The organism is Bacillus sp. FJAT-29814 (assembly GCF_001510715.1).
In the GTDB taxonomy this organism is placed as follows: Bacteria; Bacillota; Bacilli; order Bacillales; family Cytobacillaceae; genus Neobacillus.
This window is the reverse complement of record NZ_LMTJ01000005.1, coordinates 765,162-787,984: the sequence shown is the minus strand read 5'-3', so window position 1 is coordinate 787,984 and position 22,823 is coordinate 765,162. Positions and strand designations below refer to the sequence as shown.

Annotated in this window: 23 protein-coding genes and 1 pseudogene; 15 read left to right on the top strand and 9 right to left on the bottom strand. The window is 40.0% G+C overall.

Going from position 1 to position 22,823, the window contains the following annotated elements:
* The first annotated feature begins 193 nt into the window (after positions 1-193).
* Positions 194-1,501, top strand: coding sequence for an MFS transporter (locus AR334_RS16370; protein ID WP_066313548.1), 1,308 nt, complete (start codon positions 194-196; stop codon positions 1,499-1,501).
* A 65-nt stretch (positions 1,502-1,566) separates the two neighbouring features.
* Here the strand turns inward: AR334_RS16370 and fdhF are convergent, their stop codons facing one another.
* The 3 genes and pseudogenes from fdhF to AR334_RS16355 form a co-directional block, all read right to left on the bottom strand.
* Positions 1,567-3,438, bottom strand: a complete 1,872-nt coding sequence (gene fdhF, locus AR334_RS30775) for a formate dehydrogenase subunit alpha (protein WP_367576365.1) — start codon at positions 3,436-3,438, stop codon at positions 1,567-1,569.
* A 24-nt stretch (positions 3,439-3,462) separates the two neighbouring features.
* Positions 3,463-3,645 (bottom strand): annotated as a pseudogene (locus AR334_RS30770) (hypothetical protein); the annotation flags it as partial.
* Positions 3,646-3,759: 114 nt separating this feature from the next.
* Positions 3,760-5,919: a PAS domain S-box protein gene (locus AR334_RS16355; RefSeq protein WP_066313529.1), complete on the bottom strand. Its 2,160-nt coding sequence runs from the start codon at positions 5,917-5,919 to the stop codon at positions 3,760-3,762.
* Positions 5,920-6,214: 295 nt separating this feature from the next.
* Here AR334_RS16355 and yhfH (AR334_RS29020) point away from each other — a divergent pair, with 295 nt between their 5' ends.
* From yhfH (AR334_RS29020) to AR334_RS16350, 3 genes are all read left to right on the top strand, one after another.
* Positions 6,215-6,349 (top strand): protein YhfH, encoded by a 135-nt coding sequence (gene yhfH, locus AR334_RS29020; protein ID WP_082692972.1) that lies wholly within the window; start codon positions 6,215-6,217, stop codon positions 6,347-6,349.
* Between the two features lie 72 nt (positions 6,350-6,421).
* Positions 6,422-6,556 (top strand): protein YhfH, encoded by a 135-nt coding sequence (gene yhfH / locus AR334_RS29015; protein ID WP_082692971.1) that lies wholly within the window; start codon positions 6,422-6,424, stop codon positions 6,554-6,556.
* A 117-nt stretch (positions 6,557-6,673) separates the two neighbouring features.
* Positions 6,674-6,859, top strand: a complete 186-nt coding sequence (locus AR334_RS16350; protein WP_066313526.1) for a hypothetical protein — start codon at positions 6,674-6,676, stop codon at positions 6,857-6,859.
* 48 nt (positions 6,860-6,907) lie between these two features.
* On the opposite strand, the gene AR334_RS16345 is transcribed toward AR334_RS16350, so the two are convergent.
* Positions 6,908-7,093, bottom strand: coding sequence for a cold-inducible protein YdjO-related protein (locus tag AR334_RS16345; protein WP_066313523.1), 186 nt, complete (start codon positions 7,091-7,093; stop codon positions 6,908-6,910).
* A gap of 79 nt (positions 7,094-7,172) precedes the next feature.
* Here AR334_RS16345 and AR334_RS30660 point away from each other — a divergent pair, with 79 nt between their 5' ends.
* The 3 genes from AR334_RS30660 (at position 7,173) to AR334_RS16335 (ending at position 10,016) form a co-directional block, all read left to right on the top strand.
* The gene (locus tag AR334_RS30660; RefSeq protein ID WP_301337168.1) at positions 7,173-7,307 is read left to right on the top strand and encodes a hypothetical protein; all 135 of its coding nucleotides are present in this window, start codon (positions 7,173-7,175) and stop codon (positions 7,305-7,307) included.
* A gap of 123 nt (positions 7,308-7,430) precedes the next feature.
* Positions 7,431-8,033 (top strand): SCO family protein, encoded by a 603-nt coding sequence (locus tag AR334_RS16340; RefSeq protein ID WP_066313520.1) that lies wholly within the window; start codon positions 7,431-7,433, stop codon positions 8,031-8,033.
* Between the two features lie 363 nt (positions 8,034-8,396).
* The gene (locus AR334_RS16335) at positions 8,397-10,016 is read left to right on the top strand and encodes an ABC-F family ATP-binding cassette domain-containing protein (protein ID WP_066313517.1); all 1,620 of its coding nucleotides are present in this window, start codon (positions 8,397-8,399) and stop codon (positions 10,014-10,016) included.
* Positions 10,017-10,057: 41 nt separating this feature from the next.
* On the opposite strand, the gene AR334_RS29535 is transcribed toward AR334_RS16335, so the two are convergent.
* Positions 10,058-10,198, bottom strand: coding sequence for a YuzL family protein (locus tag AR334_RS29535; protein ID WP_156431289.1), 141 nt, complete (start codon positions 10,196-10,198; stop codon positions 10,058-10,060).
* Between the two features lie 100 nt (positions 10,199-10,298).
* Between AR334_RS29535 and AR334_RS16330 the strand changes: the two genes are divergently transcribed.
* Positions 10,299-10,541, top strand: a complete 243-nt coding sequence (locus AR334_RS16330; protein WP_066313514.1) for a YkuS family protein — start codon at positions 10,299-10,301, stop codon at positions 10,539-10,541.
* 28 nt (positions 10,542-10,569) lie between these two features.
* On the opposite strand, the gene AR334_RS16325 is transcribed toward AR334_RS16330, so the two are convergent.
* Positions 10,570-10,980 (bottom strand): hypothetical protein, encoded by a 411-nt coding sequence (locus AR334_RS16325; protein ID WP_066313511.1) that lies wholly within the window; start codon positions 10,978-10,980, stop codon positions 10,570-10,572.
* 91 nt (positions 10,981-11,071) lie between these two features.
* Complete coding sequence (locus tag AR334_RS16320; protein ID WP_066313503.1) at positions 11,072-11,554, bottom strand: Hsp20/alpha crystallin family protein; 483 nt, start codon at positions 11,552-11,554, stop codon at positions 11,072-11,074.
* Positions 11,555-11,695: 141 nt separating this feature from the next.
* Here AR334_RS16320 and AR334_RS16315 point away from each other — a divergent pair, with 141 nt between their 5' ends.
* Together AR334_RS16315 and modB are read left to right on the top strand one after the other, a co-directional pair.
* A complete protein-coding gene (locus AR334_RS16315; protein ID WP_066313497.1) occupies positions 11,696-11,953 on the top strand; it encodes a hypothetical protein in 258 nt (85 codons plus the stop codon).
* 126 nt (positions 11,954-12,079) lie between these two features.
* Entirely contained in the window at positions 12,080-12,742 is a 663-nt protein-coding gene (modB, locus tag AR334_RS16310; RefSeq protein WP_066313494.1) for a molybdate ABC transporter permease subunit, read from the top strand.
* A 19-nt stretch (positions 12,743-12,761) separates the two neighbouring features.
* On the opposite strand, the gene AR334_RS16305 is transcribed toward modB, so the two are convergent.
* Positions 12,762-13,937: a D-alanyl-D-alanine carboxypeptidase family protein gene (locus tag AR334_RS16305; RefSeq protein ID WP_066313491.1), complete on the bottom strand. Its 1,176-nt coding sequence runs from the start codon at positions 13,935-13,937 to the stop codon at positions 12,762-12,764.
* Positions 13,938-14,063: 126 nt separating this feature from the next.
* Positions 14,064-16,592: a bifunctional lysylphosphatidylglycerol flippase/synthetase MprF gene (gene mprF / locus AR334_RS16300; protein ID WP_066313481.1), complete on the bottom strand. Its 2,529-nt coding sequence runs from the start codon at positions 16,590-16,592 to the stop codon at positions 14,064-14,066.
* Between the two features lie 326 nt (positions 16,593-16,918).
* Between mprF and AR334_RS16295 the strand changes: the two genes are divergently transcribed.
* From AR334_RS16295 to AR334_RS29955, 5 genes are all read left to right on the top strand, one after another.
* Positions 16,919-17,371 carry a cupredoxin domain-containing protein gene (locus tag AR334_RS16295; protein ID WP_066313479.1) on the top strand — a complete coding sequence of 151 codons (453 nt, stop codon included), beginning with the start codon at positions 16,919-16,921 and terminating at the stop codon, positions 17,369-17,371.
* A gap of 311 nt (positions 17,372-17,682) precedes the next feature.
* Entirely contained in the window at positions 17,683-19,908 is a 2,226-nt protein-coding gene (pflB, locus tag AR334_RS16290) for a formate C-acetyltransferase (protein WP_066313477.1), read from the top strand.
* A 117-nt stretch (positions 19,909-20,025) separates the two neighbouring features.
* Entirely contained in the window at positions 20,026-20,760 is a 735-nt protein-coding gene (pflA, locus tag AR334_RS16285; protein ID WP_066313475.1) for a pyruvate formate-lyase-activating protein, read from the top strand.
* A gap of 140 nt (positions 20,761-20,900) precedes the next feature.
* Positions 20,901-21,632 (top strand): sulfite exporter TauE/SafE family protein, encoded by a 732-nt coding sequence (locus tag AR334_RS16280; protein ID WP_066313467.1) that lies wholly within the window; start codon positions 20,901-20,903, stop codon positions 21,630-21,632.
* A 1,011-nt stretch (positions 21,633-22,643) separates the two neighbouring features.
* Positions 22,644-22,796, top strand: a complete 153-nt coding sequence (locus AR334_RS29955) for a hypothetical protein (RefSeq protein WP_172799215.1) — start codon at positions 22,644-22,646, stop codon at positions 22,794-22,796.
* Positions 22,797-22,823: the final 27 nt, after the last annotated feature.

Here is a 22,823-nt window from a genome sequence, read left to right as displayed (position 1 = left end):
GCTGGAGGGTCTTTTTTTATGGGAATCGGGCTAATTATTACAACTTTTTGTCAAACATTCTTAGTTCACATTTCCTTCACTTTTTTTGTGACGTACCTCACAAAAATCATGTTACCATCTGTTTTATAGTAATAATGCAAACAGCAAAACTAACACACGAATTAAAAATTCATTGAACATAGGGGGAAATAAAATGCCACGAATAACTTATTGGAATCCAGAGGATGAAAAGTTCTGGAACACAGAAGGAAAAAAACATGCGCGAAGAAACTTATGGATCTCAGTACCATCTTTAATGCTAGCGTTTATTGTTTGGCAAATTTGGTCAGTGGTTGCCGTTAGACTAAACGATGTTGGTTTCAATTTTTCACAAGCTCAATTATTGACACTAGCAGCATTACCGGGTCTAGTAGGAGCAACTCTTCGCTTTTTTTATACTTTCGCTGTAGGAGCAGTAGGCGGAAGAAACTGGACTGTTATCTCGACTGCTGTATTAGTAATACCAGCAATTGGCGTTGGTATAGCCGTTCAAAATCCTGACACACCATATTCTGTTATGATGTTATTAGCGGCACTGTGCGGTTTAGGCGGAGGAAATTTCTCATCCTCTAATAACAATATCAGTTATTTATTTCCGAAAAAAGAAAAAGGAACTGCGCTTGGCATTAATGGCGGTCTAGGTAATATGGGGGTTTCTGTTGTACAATTCGTAACACCATTAATCATTGCCTCCGGAACTTTTGCTTTATTTGGCGACAAACAAGTATCAGCTAACGGTCAAGCGGTCTGGATACAAAACGCCGCGTTTATCTGGGTTATTCCCATTATTATTATGACAATACTTGCTTGGTTTAAAATGGATAATGTACCTGCAGCAAAACAATCAGTGAAGGAACAATTTGTCATTGTTAAACGAAAACACACTTGGATCATGACATTCCTTTATGTGGCGACTTTCGGTTCCTTTATTGGATATTCGGCAGCGTTCCCGTTGTTATTGAAATCCCAATTTCCTGAATACGTATCACTTGCATTCCTCGGAGCGTTAGTAGCTGCTTCTGCAAGGATGGCAGGAGGCTGGATTTCCGATAAAATCGGTGGCGAAAGAGTAACAGCATTTGTCTTGATCGTTATGTCAATAGGTGTTTTAGGAGTCATTTACTTCTTAAGCACGAAACAATTTCCAGGGTTCCTAACTTCATTTTTAATCTTGTTTGTTGCGGCAGGAATCGGTTCTGCTTCTACATTCCAAATGATTCCATTTATCTTTTCGGTAAAAGAAGCAGGACCCGTCATCGGTTTTACTGCAGCCTTTGCAGCTTACGGCTCTTTCTTAATACCAAAATTATTTGCATGGTCCGTCGGAAGCACTGGTTCGTATGCGACAGCATTCTATTTCTTTATCGCATTCTATGTCATCTCGATTGCATTAAACTGGTATTTTTACCAAAGGAAGACAACAACGGAAGAAGTACAATACAACTTCAAGCAAGCGAGTTAAACCAATTGTTCGCTTATACAAAAGAAGTACGGGTTTTCCCGTACTTCTTTCGCCATTTTAGCAGATTACATTTTCGAAATCGCCACCGCACATGCCTTATACTCAGCGGTGCCTGATATCGGGTCATATTCATTTAAGGTTAACACGTTTGTTGGGGTTTCAAACCAGTGGAAGCTCATAAATACCAACCCCGGAACCACCTGTTGGGTAATCTTGGCTTTTACCTCCAGTTCACCTCTTCGGGACCGGACCTTAACGACTTCCCCATCTGTTATGCCTAGAGCCTCTGCATCATCCGGATGAATATCCACCGTTTCTTCGGTTTGCTTGATTTTCACTCCTGCTGCATAATGCCGCGTTTGGGTGTGGGTGTTATAAGACTCGTAACGGCGGCCTGTAGTCAAAGTAAATGGATATTCTTCATCCGGCAGCTCCATCGGCGCAGTATAATCTACCGGTACAAACGGTGCTTTTTTGGTTTCAAGCTCCTGGTGGAAGCGTTCGTGCATAATAAAGGTTCCCGGATGATTTTCGTCAGGACATGGATAATGGACACTGTATTCTTTGTCGAGCCGATCATAGGAAATACCGCCATACATTTCCCACGCCATTTTTCGAACCTCATTCCAAATTTCTTCACTGTTGTGATAATGCATTGGATAGCCCATAATGGTGGCCAGTTCACAAAGAATTTCCCAATCCTCTTTTGTGCTTGGATGGGCTTCGACAGCTTTGCGGACCCGTTGAATTCTTCTGTCTGTGTTCGTGTATGTTCCATCTACCTCGCCCCACGAACGCGCCGGTAAAACAACATCGGCATATTTAGCCGTTTCCGTCATAAAAATATCTTGGACAATTAATAAATCCAACTTTTCGAATAGTTTTTTTGTATGATTCATATGAACATCAGCAAGAAGCGGGTTTTCGCCAATGATATACAGTGCCTTCAATTCTCCCATTTCCAGCCTGTCGAATGTTCGTGTTTGTGTGTCGCCTACTTTTGGATTTAATGTAACCTTCCATTCCTGTTCATAGCGGGTTCGGAATTCATCGTTTGCCAAGCTCATTGCCCCTGGCAATTGATTAGGGAGACAGCCCATATCCCCGGCACCCTGGACATTATTTTGCCCTCTAAGCGGCATAATCCCAGTACCTGGTCTACCTATATTGCCAGTCAATAAAGAAAGATTAGCAATGTCAAATACATTATTTACCCCGCAATGGTGCTCGGTAATCCCTAATGTATAAGCAATCATGGAACCGGTTGAACTTGCATATTCGCGTGCGGTTGCCACAATATCCTCTGCTGCCACTCCAGTTATTTCGGCAGCATATTCAGGTGTGTATGGCTCGACTTGCTTCGCAAGCTTTTCATAATCCAAGGTAACCCGTTCAATAAAGCTTTGGTCATAAAGGCGTTCCTTTAGGATGACACGAATGAGTGCATTAATTAAGGCAATGTCAGTCCCTACATTTATTTGCAAATGACGATGAGCAACCTTGACCATATCTATTTTTCTCGGGTCAACCACAATAATTTTAAGTCCGGATTTTACGGCTTTCTTCATGCGATTTGCAATAATCGGGTGGGCTTCCGTTGTGTTTGAGCCCATTAACAATAGTACCTCTGCTTTATCGAAATCTTCCAGTGTATTTGTTGGGAAACCGCTTCCAAAAACAGTTGCCAGACCGGCAACACTCGGAGCGTGTCAGGTTCGGTTACAGCCGTCAATATTGTTGCTGCCAATAACCGTTCTCATAAATTTTTGTGTAACATAGTTTGATTCATTTGTGCTTCGCGCACAAGCAAACATACTAATTGCTTCAGGTCCCCAAGTTGTTTTAATTTCGGACAGTTTTCCCGCGATAAATTGGTAGGCTTCGTCCCAAGTAGACTCGACCAATTGTCCGGCCTTGCGGATTAATGGTGTGGTCAAGCGATTTTTCGCATGGACATATTCATAAGCAAACGCCCCTTTTACACATGTTTGTCCCTTGTTTACAGGAGCATCCTTGTCGCCGCGGATTTTCTTTATTCTATTATTTTCTACCTCCAGGATTAATCCGCAGCCAGTTCCGCAGTATCCACAAATCGTTTTAACTAAACCAGCTTCGCTCACTCTATTCCCTCCCAAAAAAAACATTAATACTTATATAATCATATTAATCTATTTAACTAGCCAATTGTTTCATTTTTCGTAAAAATTTTTGTCTATTTTTTAAAAAGTAAAAACGGGAGAAGTTTCCCTCTCCCGTTACTAGGCCGTTCTGGACGGCAGCATAATATTAAAGGTGGTACCTTTGTTTGGTTCGCTTTCAACAAAGACTTTGCCATTATGGCTTTCGATTATTTTAAAGCTGACCATCAGGCCTAGGCCATTGCCATTCTTCTTTGTAGTGAAAAACGGTTCACCAAGCTTCTTTAGCTTCTCTTTAGGGATTCCAACTCCGGTATCCTGAATTGAAATTTGCACATTATTATCATGAATCATGGTTTTCACGTGCAGGTCCCCGCCATTCGGCATCGCTTCAATTCCGTTTTTAATGAAGTTTAAGAATACCTGCTTTAACCGATTTTCATCACATTCAATTTGGATAATATCCTGATTACAATTGAAATGAAGTCGGACATTCTTCTTTCTGGCTTCGAACTCAAGCAGCGAAATCACATTCCTGATCACCGGCACAACATTCTTCTCTTCCAATTCCACGGCTTTTGGTTTTGCGAGCACCATAAAGTCTTCGACAATGGTGTTGACTCGTTCAATTTCATCGAGAATAATATTTAAAAATTCCAGCCGCTCCGGGTCTTGCTCATCCAACTGAAGGAATTCTGCATATCCCTTCATCGAAGTCAGCGGGTTGCGTATTTCATGGGCCACACCAGCAGCCAATTGTCCCACTGCCGCAAGCTTATCTTGGCGATGCAGAACTTCTTCTTGCCGCTTCCGTTCTGTAATATCATTGCGAATGGCCAAATACTGATATGGTTTACCTTGTTCGTTTAAAAACGGGACAATGGTTGTGTCAACCCAGTAATATGACCCATCCTTCGCTTTATTCCGAATTTCACCCTTCCATACTTCTCCTGACCCAATGGTTTTCCACAGGTTTTTGAAATAGTCCTTGGAATGGTATCCGGAATTCAAGATGCGATGATCCTGACCAATCAATTCATCTCGACTGTATTTAGAGATTTCACAGAATTTATCATTGACAGTTGTAATCCTGCCTTGGGCATCTGTGATAGCCACTATTGACGACTGATTGAGTGCAAACGTAATGTCTCGCACTTCTTTAGTCGATTCCAACAAACTTTTTTCCGCTTTCTTTCGTTGGGTAATGTCTGAACGAATCGCAATATACTGAACAGGTTTTCCTTTTTTATTCATAAACGGTACGATAGTCGTATCAACCCAATAAAAGGATCCATCCTTTGCTTTATTGCGTATTTCTCCCCGCCAGATTTTCCCTGATTGAATCGTTATCCAAAGGTCCCGGAAAAATTCTTTGGAATGGTGACCGGAATTTAAGATACGATGATTTTTTCCAATAATCTCTTCTTTCTTATACTTGGAGATTTCTTCGAACTTGTCATTGACAAAAACAATGGTCCCTTTTGGATCTGTAATCGCCACAATCGTGGAAGCATCAAGTGCAGCCTTTATATCCTTCAGGTTCGTGTCCGAAGCAGCCAGCTGCTTACTTATCAATGCACTCGAAACAATTAGTCCACTCATAATTAAAACTGAAACAAATAATACCAAATAAATAAAAAAGGAATTATCTCCCGCTGTTCCTTTAATCATCTCAGTACCAGCGAGAAAAGCGGTCGATTTTTTTAGCAGGATATGCCCTTCGGCTATTGCTCCGGTCATAATTAACGCACTTACAGGTTTTAACCATATCTGGTTCTCACTTGTAAAACTTTTTGGCGAAAACAGCAGCCATAAAGCAAATAAAAAGGAACCAAAAATGAGCAACCCAGAAAAAGCAAATAAAAAAACATTAAATTTAAATAGAACGTTTATTGAATAAATGCCGATAATATGAATGGCAAGCACCGCGAAGGTTAAAAACAAGCTTCCAATCACTAACTGGAAGAAACCGACTACTTTGCTAAAAAATGAAATAAAGGCCATTCCTGTAAAGGAAATTCCTATAAAAATAGATAGGATCGTAAGTGGTATATAGTAATGGGTAATTCTACCGCTTTCTGTTACCATTAACCCCATAAAATTTGTAACCCAAATTCCAACCCCCAATGACAATGTCCCGCTCAAGAACAAAAGGCTTTTATTTTGCCCTGAGGATTTGATTAATGTAAACATATCCAGTGCTGTATAGGATGCCATAATGGTTAAACCAATTGCGATGATGAATAAAAACGGATGAAATTCCCCAATAATAGCAGTCATGAACTCGCATCCCCCCCAATTCAACCTTTTTCTACTATGATTGTAATGGAAAGTAATTCGATATGGAAGTGAAATTATTTTTTTTCGTCATTATTTGATGTTAGTTTAACCTTAATGGCACCCTTCATGAGCATTACATGCTGTTTATCGAACAAACGCTAAATCTCAAACGGCCAATTTAAAAAATTTTTCGATTTTTTTAAAAAAAGTCTACACATTTTCAATTTTTTTGTTTATACTGTACTATAACAAATGGTAATTAAATAAACTGTATTAATAAAGGGGGAATTTTAAAATGTTAATGAGTCCAGTTGAATTTTTCCGCAATTTGCCTAAAAAGGAATGTCCTGAGTGTGGTCAGTATATGGAGGAACAAGCAGAATCATACTTAATGGAATGCGATCGCTGCCTGTCTAAGAAAGTTGAGTAATATTTTTTTCTTATATCTGTTATACAACAAGGTAATAATAAAAAATCTGTGTTAATAAAGGGGATGCCTATTATGTTAATGAGTCCGGTTGAATTTTTTCGTAATTTGCCTAAAAAAGAATGTGCTGAGTGTGGCCAGCATTTGGAGGAGCAAGCAGAGTCATATTTGATGGAATGCGATCGCTGCCTTGCCAAAAAAGCAGAGTAAACTGAACTCTCCGAAATTATCGGAGAGTTTTTTTTGCAAGAATTTCTAATAAGGTTAGAATTAGTCAGGCATAGCCCCCCAAATAATCGCTAATCCTTTTAATAAGGAGATGATCATATGGCAAAGAAGGAAGATTACCTAACTACTGCCCCTAAAAAAGCGGTTATGACCATAAACAATGGAGCTGTGTTTCCGAATAAAAAAAATATACCCGGGGATTCGGTAGATGAGCATGCCCGGTTAGAAGAGGCCAATACCTTAATTGCATCCGGAGAAATCGGTCAGCAAAATGAAAATTTATAATATGAAAAAGACTGTCAGTATATCAGACAGTCTTTGCTCACTTGATCGTTATATTTTTGGAAGCTCACGAATTTCCTGAACCATGCCATTTCCGCACATCGGGCAAAGCATGTCATCCGAAACAAAGTCCTTTCTCATCCAGCCTATACATGTATCATCCATACATGAATAAATTTCGGTGTCTACCAGAATTGTTTCCATTTCTTCATCTTTTGTCCGTCTGCCAAAAAAAATGGGAACCGCCTCCTTTTAAAAATAGTATGTCCAAAAATCGCCATTCCATTTCCAAATATTTTATCATTGAGGTGAAGTTATGAATTCCAAACAGAAACGCTACACAATTGCTGGAACAGATATAGAGGAAGTAAAAAGATTAAACAGTCAATCGGGACTAAGTTACAGTGAGGTAAAACAGTTATTGGCAAAGCAATATTTGAGAAATAGATAGATGTTGTGAAAAGGCTGTCAGAATAATGGCAGCTTTTTTTACGGCCAATTGCTTTTTTTGTTCACAAAATATCCATATCTTTTTCAAAAAAACTTCTTTATCTTTATGGTAGGAGGGAAACCAATGAAAAAAATCTATCTTATTTGCAGTCTTGCCGTTTTTATCGGGATTGCAGCCGGAATCTCATTTTTTCTTATACGCGATGCAAACACAGCAATACCAGGAGATATTACATTAATTAATCAAAATGGCGAACAATATAATTTTGGCAAGGATAACACAAAATTAAAATTAATCGAATTTATGTACACCCATTGCCCAGACGTTTGCCCGACTACAACAATTAAGATGGTTGAGTTAAGAAAGGACTTGGAAAAAGCCGGTGTATTTGGCAAGGATATTGAATTCATCACGATAACCATTGATCCTTATCGTGATACTCCTGAGATTTTGACAAGATATATGAAGGATTTCGGAATAAAAAGTAGCAATTCTTGGGTATTCCTGACCGGCGATAAACAAAACATCAAAACAGAACAGCAAAAAATTAGGAAAATTAGCGAAGCAATGCAATTTCAATACAAGGACCCCGGGAACGGCCAATTTGTCCATACAACCTTCACCTATCTTATCGATGAAAATAATAAATTTGTCAAAAAGTTTCCGATGGGGGAAGATTTTAATAAAAAAGAAGTTTACGATACAATCTTAGATGAAATTAGGTAATAAGAAAAGCGATTAGTCCTTGGATTAATCGCTTTTTATTCCAATTTTCCGATTTAATTCACGGATGAAGGAAGTTTTTTTATTTGTTGTAATGATAAATGGTAATTGGACTTTGGTTTGGTTAGACTCGCTTTTATTCCTGCCTTTTTCAACTTGTTAACGAGTTCGGCAAGCTGTTTTTTGGCCACGTATATCACCCTCTTTAAGCTAATTTTACAACAAAATTATGAATAAAGTGTGAAAACGCAAAAAAATTTTTAGAAAATTTTTCATGTTATCTATCGTTCCCCTTGATAAATTCGCTCTTTCCACTATTTAATGATATAATTTAAGGCAATATGTTTTTGGAGGAATGCTAGTTATATGATCACTGTAAGTAATGTTAGTTTAAGATATGGAGACCGAAAACTGTTTGAAGATGTTAATATCAAGTTTACACCAGGCAACTGCTATGGCCTGATTGGCGCAAACGGGGCAGGTAAGTCCACATTTCTAAAAATTCTATCCGGAGAAATTGAAGCACAAACCGGTTCTGTGCAGATGGGTCCAAATGAGAGAATGGCTGTTTTAAAACAGAACCATTTCGAATATGAAGAGCACGAAGTATTAAAAACAGTTATTATGGGGCATACAAGACTCTACCAAGTCATGCAGGAAAAAGATGCAATTTATATGAAAGAAAATTTCACCGACGAGGATGGAATGAAGGCAGCAGAACTTGAAGGTGAATTTGCTGAATTAAATGGATGGGAAGCTGAATCGGAAGCGGCCATCCTCTTAAAAGGTCTAGGTGTTGGCGAAGAACTTCACGACAAAAAAATGGCAGAATTAAGCGGATCCGAGAAAGTGAAGGTATTGCTTGCTCAAGCATTATTCGGTAAACCAGATGTCCTGCTTCTTGACGAGCCAACCAACCACCTCGACATCAAAGCGATTCAGTGGCTCGAGGAATTTTTAATAAACTTTGAAAATACGGTTATTGTTGTTTCCCACGACCGTCATTTCTTAAATAAGGTGTGTACACATATAGCAGATTTGGATTTCAGTAAAATCCAAATTTATGTCGGCAACTACGACTTCTGGTATGAATCCAGTCAATTGGCCTCAAAAATGGCCCAAGACGCCAACAAGAAAAAGGAAGAAAAAATAAAAGAGTTGCAAAGCTTTATTGCCCGATTTAGTGCCAACGCTTCGAAATCTAAACAAGCCACATCAAGGAAAAAGCTATTAGATAAAATTACACTTGATGATATCAAGCCTTCTTCAAGACGGTATCCGTATGTGGGCTTTACACCGGACCGGGAAATCGGCAATGATTTATTAAGGGTTGAAGGATTAACGAAAACAATCGATGGCGAAAAGGTTCTTGATAATTTAAGCTTTATTATGAATAAGGGTGACAAAATTGCATTAGTCGGAACGAATGAACTGGCAAAAACAACCCTTTTCAAAATCTTAATGGGAGAATTGGAAGCTGACAGCGGTAGCTTCAAATGGGGTATCACCACTTCTCAAGCCTATTTCCCAAAAGATAACTCCGATTATTTCGAGAATAGTGATTTGAACCTAGTTGATTGGCTTCGTCAATTTTCTCCGAAAGATGACAGTGAAAGCTTTTTACGCGGATTTTTAGGAAGAATGCTATTCTCTGGGGAAGAGGTTTTAAAGAAAGCAAGCGTCCTTTCAGGTGGAGAAAAAGTGCGTTGTATGCTCTCAAAAATGATGTTAAGCGGAGCAAATGTTTTACTTCTTGATGAACCGACCAACCATCTGGATTTGGAATCCATTACTGCCCTTAACAATGGGTTAATTAACTTTAAGGGCTCGATGCTATTTTCATCTCACGACCATCAATTTATCCAAACTATTGCAAACCGGATTTTTGAATTAACACCAAATGGTCTTATTGATAAGCAAATGTCCTATGATGAATACTTGGAAAATGCCGAAGTTCAAAAGCAAGTAGCTGAAATGTATAAGTAAATGCGTAAGGGCACCATACATAAGGGTGCCCTTAAATTAATTTAATACCTTTTCTGTTTTCTTCTTGAAGATGGTTCCATTCTTGAACCTGTTTCAGTCGTGGTCGTTCCCTGACCTTCGACTTGTGGTGAGTTTAGCCCTATTGTAGAGGGGTCTGCTTTCTTTTTACTGCGTTTACCCACTTTGAACACCTCCCATATTAGCTTTTGAAAGATAAATGCCACTTATACCGAATATTTACTTTCAATTTAGGCATGATAATCTACATGAGGAGGTGTTTGTATGGCAAAGGTTGGAGTAGAACAATCTCTTACAAATGTTCAACAGGCTCTAAGAGAAAAGGGTTATGATGTCGTAGAATTAAAACAGGAATCTGATGCCCAGAATTGTGATTGCTGTGTTGTAACCGGACTCGATTCAAATGTCATGGGAATACATGACACCGTAACAAAAGCTTCGGTTATTGATGCAAACGGAATGTCCGCTGATGAAGTATGCCGCGAGGTGGAAAGCAGACTTCAATAGTCTCTAAGGAAAGACTAAAGGCCCATCTTTAGTCTTTTTTTGCGTTAATGTTAACCTTTGGTCCTTTCTCGTGAGTTTGCTGCTCTCTCTTCTCTACCTTGGACTTTTTACTCTTTTCGTCCTCAGCAAGACTTGGTGTAAACTCGCTTCCATAGGTAGCCCCGATATTTAATTTCCCCTTAAGCTCCTTAATTCCCAGTTGTCCTAGATTATTGTTAAGCTCATATTTATCAAGAATAATTTTTTCAATATTTATTTTTTCAATGATAATCGGGGGATCATTTGTTTTCATGGCTTTGTCCGGTTTGGCTTGTTCTTGCAGCACGCAAACCAATTTTTCTAATTCGGCAATATTTTTCTCTAAAGAAAGCAATCTTTTTTGCCATTCCACTTTAGTCTCAGTTTTTCGGAATATATGGAATAAGAAGTTTAATGCCATCCGACAAACGCTCCCTTAAGTTTATACCTTATATAAAATATATGGGCATAAACGATTATCATGTCCACTAATTACAGTATGGACTTTGAAGTCATTCAATTGGAATAACGTCGCCGACCTGGGTCGTCCGCCGGTAACTGACAATCAACAGCCCATTCCAAAACTTTGCCCCTATATCACTAGGGTTCACTGAATCAGGAAGCTGTATTTGACGGTGGAACTCCCCGGAAAACCGTTCCGAATAGGAAGTCGTTAAATTGGGTTGAAATGGCATGGCTTTTCCTTTAACAGTAAGAATATTATTGCTAATCCCCAATTCAATATTTTCTTTTATTATCCCTGGAAGTTCAATAATCACAACCACATCTTCATTGCCTTCCAATATTTCATAATTCGGGAATGAATGATGTCTTTGCGCTTCCGTAGCCATTTGCTGATTGGCGGGGGGCATTTTCATTTGCTGGTCATTCATAAATTGCTTGGCGAATTCCTGGTCGAATATATTGCCCCAGAAGTCGCCGCCCTGCATATTTTTTGCCAGATCCAGCCATTGCTTTAATTTTTCCATATCCATCTCCTCTACCCCCTTTCAAAGCAGCACCTTAATCCATTTTACGAGTAAAAGTCCAAAAAAATAATCATTATTTTCCGCAGCTTGCCTCATAAACCCGCAAGAAATGCATATATTTAAATGCAGCTATAAGGAGGAGATGACATGCCCGCTCCCGTTCCATTTATTAATATAAATATTTTTATGATTAAGATTAATTCCTTTGAAAATGCCTCAGCCGTTAATATTGGTCAAAATCTTCTCGCAGAATGGCATAATTCCGACAAAAAAAATCAGGGCTATGGCCAAAACTTTGGCGACAATAGTGATATTGTGGGAACCCGGAGTTTTGTTGACGACCGTGACCAAATTGATTCCCCCTCTACGTTTGAATGTGCCCCGTTAACTGAACGAGAAAAGTGAACATTCTGCCATTCGGCAGTTTTTTTTATTCTTTTACGACGATTCACCATTCGTTATAATGAGGTAGAAAGAACATCTTATTAGGATATTATCGAACAATGCATCATGCTAAAGGAATGAATGTAAATGCACAGTGAATTTTGGCCCCCCATTCTATTGTCGCTTAAGGTGGCTTCCATTTCGGCTGCGATTGTATTAGTTTTGGGAATATTGGCAAGTAGGCTGCTTGCCTTTAGGCGGTTTAGAGGAAAAATGGTATTGGAAACCTTTTTATTAATGCCGCTAGTGTTGCCCCCGACTGTTATCGGGTTTTTATTAATATACTTTTTTGGCAGAAACAGTCCGATCGGTTCATTTTTTGAAGATTTATTTGCGCGGTCGATTATTTTTACTCCGTTGGCTGCCGTAATCGCCTCAACAATCGTTGCATTCCCATTAATGTACCAAACTGTTAAAACAGGCTTTCAATCTGTCGATAAGGACATTGAAGAGGCGGCAAGGGTGGATGGGGCGAATGAGCTAAATGTGTTTTTTCAGATTACTCTCCCCTTATCTGTTAAATCAATTATTACCGGGTTAATCCTCAGCTTTGCCAGGGCATTGGGAGAATTCGGGGCAACGCTGATGTTTGCCGGGAATATTCCCGGCAAGACCCAAACGGCGCCTACCGCTATATATATCGCTATGGAATCAGGTAATATGGAATTGGCCTGGCTGTTGGTCCTCTCTATGATTCTTATATCCTTTCTCATGTTATTTACGACTAATCTGCCGCAAAAAAAGCCATGAAAGGCAATCCTTCCATGGCTCATACTTTTTTAGCAAATTTTCTTCCCGCAGTTATGATGATTAGGGCAGCGCCAATAATTAATACTCCATAAACAGAGTTTACAGCATCTAGTCCTTGTTTTTGTTCTTCCTTTTCTATCTTCTTTTTACCATCACTTAGTTGAGAAACTGATGCATGTTCTGTCTCTTTTTTAGACATCAATTGGACTGATTGAAGCAACTGGCCATTATGATTTTCAATTGTTAACAAGCCGGAGTCATTTACCTTTTTAACCGTCCCAGCTAAATCCTCGGTAATCACGGTGTCCTGTTTCGGAAAAAATTCTTGTTGTTCGCTTGTAAACGTCTCATTTCGGTTTAATATAGAGTGTTGATAGCCGCTAAAACCATAATCAAACAGAACAGCTGTATCCCTATATTTATCCTGTTTCTGCTCCGATTTCAGAACAACGGCAGTTAATTTTATTTTGCCGTTATCAGCTGTAGTTGCCAATGTTTGTTTAGATTGTGACGTATAACCGGTTTTTCCGCCGATAATTCCGGAGTAAGGAAATTCTCCTTTTAGCATCGCATGATGGGTCAAAATATTAGTCTTCCACGATTGTCCTTCCCACCAAAGTTTCTTGGTTCCGTAAATCTCTGCAAAAATCGGATTTTTCATCGCATAATTTGTGATTACCGCCATATCCAAGGCAGTTGTATAATGATTTTCGTCATGCAAACCACTTGGATTCATGAAATGTGTATTTTGAACACCGACCTTTGTCTTCAGGTACTCATTTATTTTGGCCGAAAATGCTTCAACACTTCCATCAAGATGCTCGGCGATGGCAACAGCCGCATCATTTCCGGAATTAATGAGCATTCCCTGAATCAGCATCTTCAAGGGCAGCTGCTCCCCTTCGACCAAATAAACTCTCGTTCCATCCTGACGCACGGCGTTTCCACTAACAACAGCCACACTGTCCAGGTCCCCTTTTTCAATTGCATAGATGGCCGTCGCTATTTTTGTCAGGCTCGCTGGATACATTTTTACATCGGCGTTTTTATTATAAAGAACGGCATTTGTTTCCGTATCCAAAAGGCATGCCGCCTCGCTTATTACTTCAGGCTGGGGCTGTTCCTCAGCATGAACATTCGCTTGATAGGACAAAAACATGACAAAAGCTATAAAAAAAGCGCTAATCTTTGACAAATGCAACACCCTTACTGATTACTTTTTACCTATTGATTTTAACAGATTATGAATATAAATAAGAGTCTTTTCAGAGAATTTCCAATAAAAAAACTGGTTGGCATTGTTTCCACCAGTTTTTATTATCTATGTCCTTCTTTTAGAAATCAGAAGGGAAATTTGGGCCATTATGATTGGTAATGAAGATTTTCTGCGATAGGCCATATATTTCGGTGCCCAAAAATCCGTATATTTTTCTTTGTATTTTCTAAGACCTTGAAAATGGTAAAGAAAGTGACCATGCAGAAAAATTTGAGCGGCAATTTTTTCACTTAAAAATGCGAACCTTGATACACCGACATTCGAAAGCGGAGCCATCCCCAAATTAAACCATTTGTATTCTTTCTCCTTTGCCCATTCCATCAATGACAGAAATAAAAAATCGACCGTTCCGGGTGAAGCCTCTGTTCGGAACCTCATTAAATCAATGGATATAGATTGAAATTGATCATAGACATGCATGATGCTCATAAATCCGATTATCCTTTTGTCAGCATCCCTAACAAGTGCGATTGGCGCTTTATTCAAATACTCTTCATCGAAGAAACCAAGCGAAAATCCCTTCTCTCTTCGTCCCTTAAGCCAATCATCGGAAATTTCTTGCAACTCGCATAATAATGCTTTGGAATGTGGAGGATCCACTATTTCAAAGATAAAGTCTTCCCGGGCAAATTTATTTTTTACGGCACGAAAGCTTTTCATTTTATTGCCCGCGAGTGAGAATGAATTTAAATCAACAATTGCTTCCTCCCCGAGTTTAAAGAAAGCAAAGCCGTGGTTGTGCAGATGCGGCAGCATCTCGTCCCCAACTTGATAAAATACAAGAGTGTACCCGTACAAGTCCGCAATTTCTTGAAATTCTTCAATGGCCGCTGAAATGTCACTTCTTTCCCCGATTGGTTCCCCTAATATGACCAGTTTATCGGCATATTTTTGAAATGGGATTAAAATCGTTTTCTTTTTGTTCCAAAAAATATATTTATCATGCAGGAAAATTAAATGGGACAATGCATTTCCTCTATATTTGGCTAAATGCCCACTGATTTCTCTTTCATGTTCCCGAGAAGCTTCGAATTTCCACTTTTTAGGCAAGCTGATTAAATAGCCAAATATCAAGATTAACAATGCAATAATTAACCCGATAAAGGCACTTTTAAATAAATCAAGATAATCAACGATCACATAGGGCAACATTTTAGCCGGGATGGCGAATTTTGCATCCGGCAAGTTTAAGTAGCCTATAATAAGGTACATTGAGGTAATAATCAGAATAATGGTGATATCGAATATCGTCTTCCCCCACGTCAATACATAACTCTCTCGGTAAAACTGTCCCTTGGAGAATCGCAGCAGCAGGGCAACAATGATTAAAAAAATCGCCTCTTCATAATCAATCCCTTTAAATATGGAGAAGAGTGCGGCAAGAATAAGTGCCATAATCGTTAATTCATAGGATCTTTTTACACTGTATTCAATTCCGCGGGATAATCCGAGCAGCAAAAATCCAGCCGCTACCGAAAGCTGATGGGATACATTGATAATTGGAAAGGCCAGGAGCTCCTGAGCCAATTTCAGCCTTGACATGATTCCGGGAACACTGGCCGATAACAGCAAGATTAACCCTGACAGAAACACAAGCATTGTCAGAATGACATGGCTTACACCCTGGATAATCGTCTTGGGCAGATCATTCCAGGACTGATTCCACTTCACCCAATACAGCTTTATAAACAATGCCAATCCTACAAAAAACGGTATAACATAGTAGCCAAGCCGGTAAAATAACAGCAAAACCAAAACCTGTTCCTCGGGAACATGCAAGTCCTGCATCCCCCAAATAAACACCAAGTCGAACGATCCCAAACCGCCAGGAATCATACTGATAATTCCGGCACTTGCGGCAACGATGTACACCGGAAAAAGTTCCCCGATTGAAATCGAAATCCCTAGCATTTTGGTTAAAATCCAGATTGCCAGAAACACACAAACCCATTCCAAAAGGGAAACAACAACAAGTTTAATCGTTTCTTCTCCTGAAATTAACGGTTTTTGATCTCTGTTTGTTTTAAAAATATGTATGATAAACAATAGCGGAAAATATAAACCAATCCCTAGAACAGCGAAATAGAGCCATCTTGTATCCTGAAACAGGGGATTCCCGCGGTAGCATAATATGACAATCCAAGAAAGCAGCGAAATCCCGGTTAAATAATACAAGGAAATGGTCGCAATTAGACTAACGAGCCTGCGTTTATCACGCTCGAGCTTATTAAAGAAGTAGGTCCTTAGCATCGCTCCCACTAAACCGCCAAAGCCGATCATATTGGAAAAAGAATTGGCAATAAATGATTGTTCCAAAAGCATCCGTCGAGGAACCTCGCCGCCCAAGCTCCGGACCAGTATGACGTCATAAAATAGCATTGGGAGAACTGCTGAGATTGTAATCAAGATAATTAATACCAAACTTATAAAGCTCAGTTGATCCAATTCATTTCTTAACAGCCCTACATCAACGTTTCCGGCGAATTTTTTTATTTCGTTTGCAGCAAATATTAACAAAAGCAATGGAAAGATAAACTTTAACGCTTTTAAGACCTTATCCTTTTTTATAACCAACAAAACGACCACCTATTTTTTTGATTCCTGACTTTACTATAAACGTTTCTACAGGAAATTTAAAGAACTTACCGAATGCCGAAGCCTCAGGGAGAAGACAGAGGTATGTCTTACCCTCACGAAGCTTTCCTTTGTGCAGTTATACTTTCCTATCAGCCAAAGCAAATATCTTCAAAAATGCAGTCCATCCATTATTGTTGACAGTATGCGACAGCTTCAACCCCCGCCTATTTTCCTATTCCAATCAATATTTTAAAAAGTAGACAAGTTTTCTTACCCAATAGGCATATGTATAAATTAGGACAAATAGATAAGGAGGGTTTAAAATGAAATTTTTAGTCTTAAAAAAGGAAACGCTATTATTCTTTGTAGCAATCGGTGTCTTGCTGGCATCTGTATCGGCATGGTTCATGTTAAAAGCAGGGGACGCCGCGGTTTTTAATCAACAGGACGAAGGAAAAGTTCGTGAGATTCATATGGTGACAGTCGAATATAAGTCAAAGTTGAAAAATGGGAAAGAAATTGAAGCATACCGCTGGGACCCCGGTACCATTTCGATTGAAAAAGGTGAAAAGGTAAAATTGTACATTACCGGAATCAACGGCGAGGAGCATCCTTTTTATGTTGAAGGCACCGATATCAAAGGGAAAGTAAAAAAGGGCGAAGAAACGGTGGTTGACCTCCAAATAAATAAAGAGGGCATCTATCGTTTAATATGTGAAGCACATTCAACCCGTAATCACAATGGGCCGATGATTGCCGATATTGTTGTCGACTAGCAGACAGGAGGATGTTTCTCCTGTTTTTTTTGCTGTTTCACAAGTTTCCACTATTAAAACGTTGATATTATAGCTTTCCCTTTATATAACAGATGAAACACATTGACTTATTTTTATAGTACAGTTTCTTTTCCCTATTACCACTGTTCATAAATTGTTCACAGAAAACCCTCTTAAATGGCGTATTGTTCACATTTTCACAAATTGTTAACAATTTCCCCCTGTACCCACCACAAAAACTGTTATACTCAAGGTGTGAGAGATACTTCAACTCTGTTATATTTCGTTTATTAAAATAAGAGGTGAATAAAATGGAACAATGGAAAGGTTTTACAAAAGGAGTTTGGCAAAAAGAAGTTAATGTCCGCGACTTTATCTTAAAAAACTTCATTTCGTTTGAAGGCGATGACAGCTTTTTAGCTGGTGCAACAGACGCTACCAATAAGCTTTGGGACCAAGTGATGGATCTTACAAAACAGGAACGTGAAAAAGGCGGCGTCCTTGATATGGACACCGAAACGGTTTCTACGATTACTTCTCATGGACCTGGCTATTTAGATGAAGACCTTGAAAAAGTGGTCGGAGTACAAACTGACAAGCCTTTTAATCGTTCACTTCAGCCATTCGGCGGAATTCGCATGGCTAAGGCAGCTTGTGAAGCATATGGTTATGAACTAAATCCTGAAATTGAAAGAATTTTTACCGAGTTCCGAAAAACGCATAACCAAGGTGTATTTGATGCTTATACAAGCGAAATGCTGCTTGCACGTAAAGCAGGCATTATCACTGGTCTTCCTGACGCATACGGACGCGGCCGGATTATTGGTGACTACCGCCGGGTTGCTTTGTATGGTGTTGATTTCTTAATAAAAGAGAAACAAAAAGATTTCAATAACACTAGCAAGGTAATGACAGAAGACAATATCCGCTTACGTGAAGAGCTTTCTGAGCAATATCGCGCATTAAAAGAGCTAAAAGAACTTGCAGAAAGTTATGGATACGATATTTCAGGTCCAGCTAAAAATGCTGCTGAAGCCTTCCAATGGCTGTATTTTGGATACCTCGCTGCCATTAAGGAGCAAAACGGTGCCGCGATGAGCCTTGGCCGTGTTTCTACCTTCCTTGACATTTATATTGAAAGAGATTTGCAAAATGGGACATTAACTGAACAAGACGCTCAAGAATTGGTTGACCATTTCGTCATGAAGCTTCGTCTTGTCAAGTTTGCCCGTACACCAGATTATAATGAATTGTTCAGCGGCGACCCTACATGGGTAACGGAATCAATCGGCGGTATGGCCATCGATGGACGCCCGCTTGTGACGAAGAACTCATTCCGTTTCCTTCATACACTTGATAACCTGGGACCTGCTCCAGAACCAAACTTAACTGTATTATGGTCTACGCAGCTGCCCGAAAACTTTAAACAGTATTGTGCTAAAATGTCAATCAAAACAAGCTCCATTCAATATGAAAACGATGATATCATGCGCCTTGAGTATGGCGATGACTACGGCATTGCCTGCTGTGTATCAGCAATGGAAATTGGCAAACAAATGCAATTCTTTGGTGCCCGTGCCAACCTGGCAAAAGCCCTGCTCTATTCCATCAACGGCGGTGTCGATGAAAAACTGAAGAAACAAGTCGGACCTGACTATCGACCAATTACTTCAGATGTGTTAGAGTATGATGAAGTTATCCAAAAATTCGATAAAATGATGGATTGGCTTGCCGGTCTTTACATTAATACCTTGAACGTCATTCATTATATGCATGATAAATACAGCTATGAAAGAATTGAAATGGCACTCCATGATACACAAGTTTTGAGAACAATGGCAACTGGCATCGCCGGATTGAGTGTTGTAGCCGACTCACTGAGCGCCATTAAGTATGGACAGGTAAAAGTGATCCGTGATGAAAATGGCCTTGCGGTTGATTTTGAAACAACTGGGGACTTCCCTAAATACGGAAATAACGACGATCGTGTTGACAGCATTGCCGTTGAAATTGTGAAAAGCTTTATGACAAAATTGCGCAAGCATCAAACCTATCGTAACTCTGTTCATACGCTATCTATCTTGACAATTACTTCGAACGTTGTTTACGGCAAGAAAACTGGCAATACACCTGACGGCCGCCGTGCCGGGGAACCATTTGCACCAGGCGCTAACCCAATGCATGGCCGTGATACAAAAGGAACATTGGCTTCCCTTTCTTCTGTTGCCAAGCTGCCATATAGCTATGCAATGGATGGAATTTCCAACACCTTCTCCATTGTTCCTAAGGCTTTAGGAAAAGAAGAAGATAACCAAGTTCGCAATTTGGTTTCCATCTTGGATGGTTACGCAATCAAAACAGGTCATCACCTGAATGTAAACGTCTTTAACCGTGAAACATTGATGGATGCGATGGAACATCCTGAACTTTATCCACAATTAACCATCCGTGTATCGGGTTATGCGGTTAACTTCATCAAACTGACGAGAGAACAGCAACTTGATGTCATCAACCGTACGTTCCACGAGTCACTTTAATAAATAGCTAAGGGGTCTGACCCCGCTAAATAATATCTGGCGTAAAGAAGTCTTATCTGCCGGACCTTATCTCTAGCGCGCGTCAGACCCTTTTAAAAAAAAAGGAGAAGAATCATCATGATTGGAAATATTCATTCAATTGAAACATTGGGAACCGTCGATGGCCCTGGAATCCGCTATGTCGTCTTTACGCAAGGCTGTCTGTTGCGTTGCCAGTTTTGCCATAACGCTGACACATGGGAGATCGGTACCGGGAAACAAATGTCTGTTTCTGAAATCATCGATGATTTGGAATCCTATTTGCCTTTCATTCAAGCATCAGGAGGAGGCATTACTGTCAGCGGCGGCGAGCCATTGCTTCAAGTCCCGTTTCTTACCGAATTGTTTAAGGAATGCAAGAAGAAAGGGATTCATACAACCATTGATTCATCCGGCGGTTGTTTTTCCCATTCAAAGCTGTTTATTGAGCAGTTTGAAGAACTGCTCCAGTATACTGACTTAATTTTGCTTGACTTAAAACATATCAATCGGAAAAAACATATCCAGCTTACCGGGATGGCGAATGATCATATTCTTGAATTTGCCCAGTTTTTATCTGATCGAAATGTTCCTGTTTGGGTCCGTCATGTTCTTGTTCCAACTGTAACCGATGATCGGGAGGACCTTGTGAAACTTGGAGAATTTATCGGCACACTTAAGAACATACAAAAGATTGAGATTCTTCCTTACCATAAACTTGGAGTCTACAAATGGGAAGCACTTGGTCACGAATACCAATTACATCATGTGGAACCGCCAAGCCAAGAAAAGGTGGACTTTGCCTATCAAATGTTAACAGCACATTGGAACTAGCCTGCAACACACTGATTCCCTTCGGAATTAGTGTGTTTACGCTTTTGTGAACAATGCCGAATCTTTATACCGTCTTTATAATTTTATAGTATGGTAAGATTGTAAACTACAAGTTCCATTTTGTGAGAAGGTGCATCTTTATGTACGAACTGTTAAGCTCGATCAGCAGAACCTTGAGCAGCCCGATTGTGATTTTAATGAATGAGACACAGGGCATTCCCCTGCTTGCTTCCTTTTTGCTTGGTGTGATTGGAGCGCTGGCTCCTTGTCAATTGACTGGAAACATCAGTGCCATTACCTTTTATGGGAACCGCAGTTTGCAAACAAAGAAACAGTGGTTGGATGCCCTCTCTTTTATTTTGGGTAAAGTCGTTGTATTTTCGGGATTAGGACTTACAGTATGGTTAATTGGCCAGGAATTTCAATCAGCCATCACAGAATACTTTGCTGCCTTTCGCAAACTGATTGGACCGTTAATCTTTTTACTTGGACTGTTTTTGCTGGGTATTTTTAAGTTAAACTGGCTGGGCCGCCTGACTTCTGTTTTACCTGACAGGAAAATCGGCGGAATTTGGGGTTCGTTTTTATTGGGGGCAAGCTTTTCCATTGCTTTTTGCCCTACCATGTTTGTGTTGTTTTTTCTGACACTGATGCCTATTGTGTTAAGCTCAAGTTACGGCGCGATTCTTCCATCGGTATTTGCCATTGGAACTTCCCTGCCATTAATTATCGTCATGGTCATTATTTGGTTTTTAGGTGTAGATGGCGCATTAATGAAAAAAAGCAGAAAAGCAGGTACGGTCATCCAAAAAATTGCCGGCGTGATTCTTCTCTTGATTGGCATACTTGATACCCTTACCTATTGGGCATAAGCGGAAAAATCCGCTTGTTGCTGTCGAGATAGTCTCGACAGTTTTTATTTTATTTAATTTTTTAAATAATTGACTGCGTTAATTTAATATATCATTATTAAAAAATTGACTACCCTACTTGTCTGTTGATTTGCGCTCCAGGCACTTCGCTTTCCGCGGGCGTGCCGGGAAGCCTCCTCGGCGCTAAAGCGCCTGTGGGGTCTCCCCTGTCCCGTACTCCTGCAGGAGTCTTCGTGCCTTCCGCGCAAATCAACAGAGCATTATAATATAAGAATACTCCACACAACCAAAGACAAAAACTCTAATATCTGCTCACATGACAGAATTTGACGTAAAACATAATAAACTTGTTATATGTCCGCGATGCATGACGTGTCTTAGAGAAAAACCCATCCGAATGCGTCATGGGAATCCCTCTCATGACGTATCTGAGGAATAAATTTAGCTTAGCGCGTCATGAAACACCCTCCCATGACATGTCTGAGGAAAAAATCCAGCTCAACGCGTCATAGGACTCCCTCTCATGACGTGTCTCAAGGAAAAATTCAGCTCAACACGTCATGGAACACCCTCCCATGACATGTCTGAGGGAAAAATCCAGCTCAACGCGTCATAGGACTCCCTCTCATGACGTGTCTCAAGGAAAAATTCAGCTCAACACGTCATGGAACACCCTCCCATGACATGTCTGAGGGAAAAATCCAGCTTAACGCGTCATGGGACTCCCTCCCATGACATGTCTGAGGGAAAAATCCAGCTCAACGCGTCATAGGACTCCCTCTCATGACGTGTCTCAAGGGAAAATTCAGCTCAACACGTCATGGAACTCCCTCCCATGACATGTCTGAGGGAAAAATCCAGCTTAACGCGTCATGGAACTCCCTCCTATGACATGTCTGTGGGAAAAATTCAGTTCAACGCGTCGTGGGACTCCCTCTCATTACGTGAATTACTACAACAAAAGTGTGTTGGAACTCTCCGGTTCCTATCTCCTGTTGATTGGAGCGGAAGGTGCGAAGACTCCTGCGGGTGTACGGGACAGGTGAGACCCCGCAGGCGCTTCAGCGCCGAGGAGGCTCACCGAACCGCCCGCGGAAAGCGAAGCACCTGGAGCGCAAATCAACAGAACCATTAGCAGGCACAACTTTTCAAAAAAGTTTTTAGAGAAGAATATCATTTCTCGTCCCTGAA

Coding starts and splice junctions, on each gene's coding strand:
- AR334_RS16370 (WP_066313548.1), top strand. CDS start 194: ATGCCACGAATAACTTATTGGAATCCAGAGGATGAAAAGTTCTGGAAC.
- AR334_RS16355 (WP_066313529.1), bottom strand. CDS start 5,919: ATGACTGCTATTATTGGGGAATTTCATCCGTTTTTATTCATCATCGCA.
- yhfH (WP_082692972.1), top strand. CDS start 6,215: ATGTTAATGAGTCCAGTTGAATTTTTCCGCAATTTGCCTAAAAAGGAA.
- yhfH (WP_082692971.1), top strand. CDS start 6,422: ATGTTAATGAGTCCGGTTGAATTTTTTCGTAATTTGCCTAAAAAAGAA.
- AR334_RS16350 (WP_066313526.1), top strand. CDS start 6,674: ATGGCAAAGAAGGAAGATTACCTAACTACTGCCCCTAAAAAAGCGGTT.
- AR334_RS30660 (WP_301337168.1), top strand. CDS start 7,173: ATGAATTCCAAACAGAAACGCTACACAATTGCTGGAACAGATATAGAG.
- AR334_RS16340 (WP_066313520.1), top strand. CDS start 7,431: ATGAAAAAAATCTATCTTATTTGCAGTCTTGCCGTTTTTATCGGGATT.
- AR334_RS16335 (WP_066313517.1), top strand. CDS start 8,397: ATGATCACTGTAAGTAATGTTAGTTTAAGATATGGAGACCGAAAACTG.
- AR334_RS16330 (WP_066313514.1), top strand. CDS start 10,299: ATGGCAAAGGTTGGAGTAGAACAATCTCTTACAAATGTTCAACAGGCT.
- AR334_RS16325 (WP_066313511.1), bottom strand. CDS start 10,980: ATGGCATTAAACTTCTTATTCCATATATTCCGAAAAACTGAGACTAAA.
- AR334_RS16320 (WP_066313503.1), bottom strand. CDS start 11,554: ATGGATATGGAAAAATTAAAGCAATGGCTGGATCTGGCAAAAAATATG.
- AR334_RS16315 (WP_066313497.1), top strand. CDS start 11,696: ATGCCCGCTCCCGTTCCATTTATTAATATAAATATTTTTATGATTAAG.
- modB (WP_066313494.1), top strand. CDS start 12,080: ATGCACAGTGAATTTTGGCCCCCCATTCTATTGTCGCTTAAGGTGGCT.
- AR334_RS16295 (WP_066313479.1), top strand. CDS start 16,919: ATGAAATTTTTAGTCTTAAAAAAGGAAACGCTATTATTCTTTGTAGCA.
- pflB (WP_066313477.1), top strand. CDS start 17,683: ATGGAACAATGGAAAGGTTTTACAAAAGGAGTTTGGCAAAAAGAAGTT.
- pflA (WP_066313475.1), top strand. CDS start 20,026: ATGATTGGAAATATTCATTCAATTGAAACATTGGGAACCGTCGATGGC.
- AR334_RS16280 (WP_066313467.1), top strand. CDS start 20,901: ATGTACGAACTGTTAAGCTCGATCAGCAGAACCTTGAGCAGCCCGATT.